At 45.3% G+C, this 7023-nt stretch carries 4 protein-coding genes and 2 rRNA genes; 3 read left to right on the top strand and 3 right to left on the bottom strand.

Annotation, left to right across the window (positions count from 1 at the left end):
- Together CVU62_06940 and rrf are read left to right on the top strand one after the other, a co-directional pair.
- Positions 1-350, top strand: a 23S ribosomal RNA gene (locus tag CVU62_06940); the annotation flags it as partial.
- A gap of 99 nt (positions 351-449) precedes the next feature.
- Positions 450-565: ribosomal RNA gene (gene rrf, locus CVU62_06935) — 5S ribosomal RNA — on the top strand.
- A gap of 297 nt (positions 566-862) precedes the next feature.
- Here rrf and CVU62_06930 read toward each other — a convergent pair.
- A complete protein-coding gene (locus CVU62_06930; GenBank protein ID PKN38561.1) occupies positions 863-1930 on the bottom strand; it encodes a 3-isopropylmalate dehydrogenase in 1068 nt (355 codons plus the stop codon).
- A 282-nt stretch (positions 1931-2212) separates the two neighbouring features.
- Between CVU62_06930 and CVU62_06925 the strand changes: the two genes are divergently transcribed.
- Positions 2213-3439 (top strand): hypothetical protein, encoded by a 1227-nt coding sequence (locus CVU62_06925; protein PKN38560.1) that lies wholly within the window; start codon positions 2213-2215, stop codon positions 3437-3439.
- A 70-nt stretch (positions 3440-3509) separates the two neighbouring features.
- Here the strand turns inward: CVU62_06925 and CVU62_06920 are convergent, their stop codons facing one another.
- A complete protein-coding gene (locus CVU62_06920; GenBank protein ID PKN38559.1) occupies positions 3510-5081 on the bottom strand; it encodes a carbohydrate kinase in 1572 nt (523 codons plus the stop codon).
- 198 nt (positions 5082-5279) lie between these two features.
- Positions 5280-6965, bottom strand: coding sequence for an FAD-binding oxidoreductase (locus CVU62_06915; protein ID PKN38558.1), 1686 nt, complete (start codon positions 6963-6965; stop codon positions 5280-5282).
- Positions 6966-7023 lie beyond the last annotated feature (58 nt).

Below are 7023 nucleotides of genomic sequence, written 5' to 3'. Positions count from 1 at the left end.
AATTAAAGCGGTACGTGAGCTGGGTTCAGAACGTCGTGAGACAGTTCGGTCCCTATCTGTTGTGGGCGGAGGATATTTGCGAGGAGCTGTCCCTAGTACGAGAGGACCGGGATGGACGAACCGATGGTGTTCCAGTTGTCACGCCAGTGGCATCGCTGGGTAGCTAAGTTCGGAAGGGATAACCGCTGAAAGCATCTAAGTGGGAAGCCCACCTCAAGATAAGATATCCCTCTTGATGGAGACATCAAGACTGAAGACCCCATGTAGACTACGTGGTTGATAGGTCAGATGTGTAAGCACAGTAATGTGTTCAGCTAACTGATACTAATCGGTCGTGAGGCTTGACCATAATAATTATTTATATATATGGTCTCATATTTACTATAGCGCTTTGCTTTCAACTAAGCAGTAGGTGCGATATGCATTGTCACGCAATTATATAAGGAATTTTCGGTGGCTATCGCGAGGAGGTCACACCCGTTCCCATCCCGAACACGGAAGTTAAGCTCCTTTGCGCTGATGGTACTGCATGGGCGACTGTGTGGGAGAGTAGGTGCTGCCGGATTTAAAACATGAAGCCCCTTCATTATTTTGAAGGGGCTTTTTTTATCCTACATCTAAATTCATTAAAGGATTGTTATTTCGAGTCCCGCATACGCGGGATTATACTCCGCGAGAAATCTTGATAAATTGATTGTCGATATGACAATTAATTTACAGAATACATTTATTGAAAAATGTCATTTCGACCGAAGGGAGAAATCTTTAAACAAAAACGATAAAGATTTCTCGTCGTCCCTATAGTCGGGACTTCTCGAAATGACAGCTTTGATTTTCTTAAACGTCTATTGCGTAATTTGAATTAAATATTCTTTGCCAGCCAGTCTCCTATTTCACTGGTAGACATTCCCATTCTGCCGGCATCAAGGCTTTTTAGTTTTCCGCTTTCCAGGAGTTTAATAACAGCGGCCTCAATACGCTTGCCGGCTTTGTCTTCTCCCAGAGTTTCCAGCATCATGCCTCCGGCACAGATAGCTGCGAGCGGATTAATAACATTCTTCCCTGTGTATTTCGGGGCGGAACCGCCAATGGGTTCAAACATAGAAACTCCCTTGGGGTTGATATTTCCTCCTGCCGCTATGCCCATTCCGCCCTGAATCATGGCGCCCAGATCCGTTATAATGTCGCCGAACATATTGTCTGTTACGATAACATCGAACCATTCGGGATTTTTCACCATCCACATACAGGTTGCATCCACATTGACATAATCGGTTTTTATTTTCGGATATTCTTTGGCCAGTTCCTTAAATGTTCTTTCCCATAGATCGAAAGCGTAAGTTAGAACATTCGTCTTGCCGCAGAGAGTAAGCTTGTTGTCCTTTTTTCTTTTGGCGGTGTACTCGTAAGCGTAACGCAGGCAGCGTTCGACACCTTTTCTGGTATTAATGGATTCCTGAATAGCCACTTCATCAGGAGTGCCTTTTTTTAAAAATCCTCCACCTCCCGTGTACAGCCCTTCCGTGTTTTCCCTGACGACGACAAAATCAATTTCCTTTGGCCCTTTGTCTTTGAGAGGGCAGGGAACATTAGGATAGAGTTTTACCGGCCGCAGATTAATGTATTGGTCAAGTTCAAAACGCATTCGCAGGAGGATTCCTTTTTCCAGAATTCCCGGTTTTACATCCGGATGGCCGATAGCTCCCAGATAAATGGCATCGAATTTTTTAAATTCTTCCAAAACGGAATCAGGAAGGATTTCCCCGGTTTTTTTATAGCGCTCTCCTCCCAGATCATAATGGACAAGCTCATACTTGATTGATTGAGAAGCGGCTACGGCTTTGAGCACTTTGAGACCTTCCGCAATAACTTCCGGCCCTGTTCCGTCACCCGGGACTACGGCGATTTTATAAGATTTTTTTGAACCCATATGACCTCCTGTATCGCTGGTAAATTCCCAACGAGATTATAAAAGCAAAAGAGTGGATTCTATTAGCGCAATGGACATCCGAAGTCAATGTTAAAAAGAAGTGATTTTGCACAACGATATTCAATGAATTTAAGTTGACATGAAATATTGATTTGTTTATTGAATACTATTATAAATTCAAAAAATTGTTTCAAAAAGTTTTCACAGAACAAGTTTCACGGGTTTTTTAGATTAAAAAATATCAATGCTTTTATAAAAAACAATTCAACGTGGAGAAAAAACATGTATTTCCCTTTTGATCGTAAGAAGACATCTGTCAAAGAATTATTCTTGATAAATCAAACTAGCCTGAATGGCAAAAAACTTTTCCTAACTAAAATAATTAAAAAAAGTAGAACACTGCCTTTAATATTGGTTGCAATAATTGTAATTATTACAACCAATGCCGTTGCGGATGACGAAAACATCTTTATGAAAGGATGGCATGCCATGACCAAGAATCACATTCTTCGGCTGATCTCTGAGAACACATACGATAACATTACGGCAGTGGCCTGGAGCCCAGATGGCAAGTCAATTGCCACAGCCGGGGGTCTACCAACGGATGTGGTTATATGGGATGCAGCATCTCTTTCTATCCGAAAGCAGTTGAATCAAGGCGCCAGAGGCCTTGGCTTAGATAACATAACCTTCAGTTCGGATGGTCAATATTTGGTCTCAGGCCTCAAAATTATCAATGTCTGGAAAATCGCTGATGGAACCACGCAGGCGACTTTAATTGCTCCGCATATAACGCCCGGCATACCTCAAGAAGTAGACATTGTCTCCCTGCGCTTTAGCCCGGATGGCAAGATGCTGGTCGTTGTTCATGGCGGTAAGAAGAGAATCGTGATTGCCTATCGCACAGAAAACTGGCAAATTGCCTGGTCCTATGAACCGAAAGAGATAACACGTTTCACAACGCCGCTGGTATTCACACCCGATGGCAAATTCGTGATTCTGGGCGAAGGAGAATTGGTCGCTTCGGGGTCCGGTTATAGATTTCGGCCCAAGATACTATTCTTGGATGCAAAGTCCGGCAAGTACCTGCGCAGCATCGACAACATCCATACTGATAATCCGACAGCCTTAGCCATCAGCCCCAACGGCAAGTGGGTGGCTACCGGCACAACAACCGGCAGCACTGACACAATTTTATACCCACAAGGGAACAATGATCCTGTGCGCATTTGGAATGTGGATACCGGAAAATTGGTTAAGGAACTGCCGGTGCAATCCCGTGTGTGGTCATTGGCCTTCAGCCGGGATGGGAAATATCTATTCGGCGCCAAGAGCCAGATTCATACCCATTTAACGTTAGCGGTGTGGGATATAGAAGCGGGAATGATGGTTCAGGAGATCAAGAACAATCCCGGTCCCATAAGCCTGGCCGTCAGTCCGGACGGCAGGCGGCTGGCCGCGGCCTGCGACAACAAGCTGTCAATCTACGAGATTACGTCGGGCAACTAATCAATACGGCAGTCATTGAATTTTTACTGTCAGAAAAATATATGTCCGAATACAAAAGACAAGTTTCCTGTTACTTCGGATAACCGGTAATGTCTTTGATTTCCTTAAACAGCGGTTTTAGTTGTCCGTACATTTTAAGGTAAACTCTTTTATAGAGGTTATCGTAGAGTTGATGATTTTTCAATGACGGCTCAAATACTTTTCCTGTTCTGGTCATGCTTCTGACCGCTGATGGAAAGTCGGAATAAAGTTTGAGTCCCACAGCGGCATCAATTGCCGCGCCCAGCGCGGATGTTTCAAAAGTGTGCGGCCGCTCCGCAGCCATACCAAATATATCCGCTGTGATTTGCATTGCGGCTTCACTTTGCGATCCTCCTCCGGAGACTTTAAGTTTTGTTACCGGCACTTTTGTTTTGCGTTGTGTCAATTCTCCGCCTTCTCTCAGTCCATAGATCAATCCTTCAAGTAAGGCGCGATAGAGATACGCGCGATTGTGCACATCACCGAAACCGATTATGGATCCTTTCGCGTAAGAGTCGGCACCTATTCCCGGAGTCCAGTAAGGCTGGAGCATTAATCCCATGGACCCGGCCGGCACATTTTGAATCAACGAATCAAAAAGTTTTTCCGGCACGTCATTATTTTTTTCGGCGAGTATACACTCCTGAAGCCCGAATTCCTCCTTGAACCAGCTGACCATCCAGAAACCGCGGAATATCGAAACTTCCGTGTAGTATGTGTCCGGCACTGAAGCAGGATATGGCGGTATCATAGGACGCAGTTCGACATACTTGGGAGTAGCCACATCAAAAGTTGCTATTGTTCCGAAGCTTAGACATCCGGTTTCGGGCGTGAGACATCCCGAACCGAGTATTTCGCAGCCCTTGTCCGATCCCGCCGCGAAGACAGGCAATCCTGCCGGTATACCGGTTTCCAAAGACGCCTTTTTTGTGATCTGTCCCAAAATTTCTGAGGGCTTAATCATTGCAGGAAGTTTTTCCTGCTCAATTTTAAATAGCCACCATTTGAAATCGTATTTTCCGGCCCATTGATATGTCTTGTTGTTAAACGGCAGATAGCCGATGTTGTTGCCCACGGAATCAATGAACTCACCGGTGAGTCGGTGAGTGAAGAATCCGGACAGATGCAAAAACTTGTGTGTCTTTTCCCAAATATCGGGTTGTTGCTGACATATCCAGTTCGCCTCGCAATCCTGTATTGCACTTTCCACAGTATCCAGCAGTTTTACGGTCTTAAGCACGGGACGAAGAGCACCAGGCAGTATCTTACATGAATCAGCCTTCCTCTGGTCAAGCCAGGTAATTGCCGGGCGAAGAGCTTTTCCGTCTTTGTCCACATTAATCATTGTGGCACGTTGTGTGGTAAGCGTAACGCCTGCTATATTTGCCTTGAGATGTTCCTGCTTTTGCAAGAGCTGGCCAGTTGTTTTACAGAGCATCTCCCAATAGTAATCCGGTTGTTGTTCCGCCCAGCCGGGATGTTCCGAATAGTAAGGCTGAATTGGTGTTTTAACGATATGCAGTATGTTTCCGTCCGTATCTATAAGGGCGGCCCTTATAGACTGAGTGCCTGCGTCTATCGACAGGATTATTTCTTTTGATTTAATATTTTCTTGTGGCATATTTTTACCTCACTTGTTTTCTTGAACATATTTTTTATACCTTGAGATCTTTGTATAATGTCATTTCGAAGCGAAGCGAGAAATCTTTTTTTTGAACTAATTTTTTACTTTAAGATTCCTCATCCCGACTCGTCGGGATTCGGGATGACAAAACAAGTAGTTATGCAAAGTTCTCACCTTATCTCCGATTAACAGTTATTAATCCAATCCCAGCTGACCTCCGGGGTTCATTATATTGTGCGGATCGAAATGCCGTTTCAACACGCGCAAAACATCCATTTGTTCTTTCCCCAGATGGGTTTCCATCCAGGGGCCGATCATGCGTCCCACTCCATGATGGTGACTCAATGATCCGCCGTGTTTTTGAATGCTGTCGATGATGCCGTGCTGAAATCTCCGGTATTCCTCAGGATCGTTCATGTGAGCAATGAAAATAAAATAAAGATTTGTGCCCTGCGGATAGAAGTGCGAGGCATGCGTCATACACATCGTGTCCGGCCGGCTTTTCATATAAGCGCGAACACCTTCATGCAGATGGTGAAGATTATCCCAGGTTACAGCGGCTTCCAGCGTATCAATCAAAATTCCATAGTCACCTAAATCCTCGCGCATATATGGTTCAGTGTAGCGGGTCTTTTCCCATTTGCGTGCGGCATAACTGCCCAGGGACATTGCCCCGTGGCGGCGGGCAATAGCCTTTATTTTGCGCGCTACCAATCGCGTGTAATCTCTGTCGCCTTCCACATTGCCCAGACTCAAACAACGCTGCATCGGTTTAAATCCTCGCAGCACCAAAAATTTATCAACAATGCCCGGCATGCCATAGAGCTTTAACCCCCTGTCTGTTTCTTCGGGATCGGAAATACGATAAATGGCAGGCTTGCCGAATTCGGACTGCATAATTTCGCGGCTGGCGTTTACAGCGGCGTCCCAGGTAGGATACATAAAGCTGAAACGCGCGCGATTTTCGGGCATGTAACGAAATATTTTCATTGTTACCTCAACCAGAATGCCGAAGGCACCCTCTGAACCCTTCATTATATCGTTTATTTTGGGACCGGTGGCGGTAGCCGGATAGTCCAGAGTTTTAAAGGTTCCTGCCGGAGTCACGTATTCCTGACTGAACACAATGTCGTAAGCGTCGCCGTAATAAGTCGATGCCTGTCCGGAACCTAATGTAACAATCCAGCCTCCCACTGTTGAATATTCGAAAGACTGCGGGAAATGGCCGCAGGTATAACGCAGTTTAGAGCCAAAAAGTTCGGGTGCTTTGTTTAAAGCATCCTCATAAGCCGGTCCGAAAATACCCGGCTGCACCCGGGCGGTCTGATTGAGTTCGTTGACTTCCAGAACCTTGTTCATATGAGTGCTGACTACCAGAGAAATACCTCCTGTGACCGGACGGCAACCGAAATTCACGGAAGAACCGGCGCTGAATACCGTAACGGGGATTCCCTCTTTATCACAGTAAGCGACAATTTTTTGAACATCATGCTTGTCTCGCGGGTGCACTACGACGTCTGCTACTTCATGAATAATTCCCTGACGAAGCTCCAACATTTCTTCCGTTGTTTTCCCCGAAGCGTATTTGACACGGCTGTAATCATCCAGAGAAACATTTTCTTTTCCTACGATGGCTTGTATGGCCTCCATCTGCTGCTGTTTCAGATCTACAGGACGGTTTAGAGTAACTTGTTCAAGTCCTTCTTTAACTTTACTGGTAAAATCGGTGTCACTTAAGTGAAAATCCTGTTTGATCATCCTGTACCAGGCATCACTGGGATGTTTGAAATGTTGAGGATCACCATATTTAAAAATGGATCTGTATGTACCGGGCGCAGGCGATTTTTCCGTCCAATCCGGCCGGAATATTTTTGATTTCATCAGCATGTCCTCCTATACCTTGGCTCACGATTTGTCAGTACGTCGCTGGTGCTTTTAT

Source organism: Deltaproteobacteria bacterium HGW-Deltaproteobacteria-2 (assembly GCA_002840505.1).
Taxonomy (GTDB): domain Bacteria; phylum Desulfobacterota; class Syntrophia; order Syntrophales; family Smithellaceae; genus Smithella.
The sequence above is the reverse complement of the archived record's forward strand: the minus strand, read 5'-3'. Positions and strand labels throughout refer to the sequence as shown.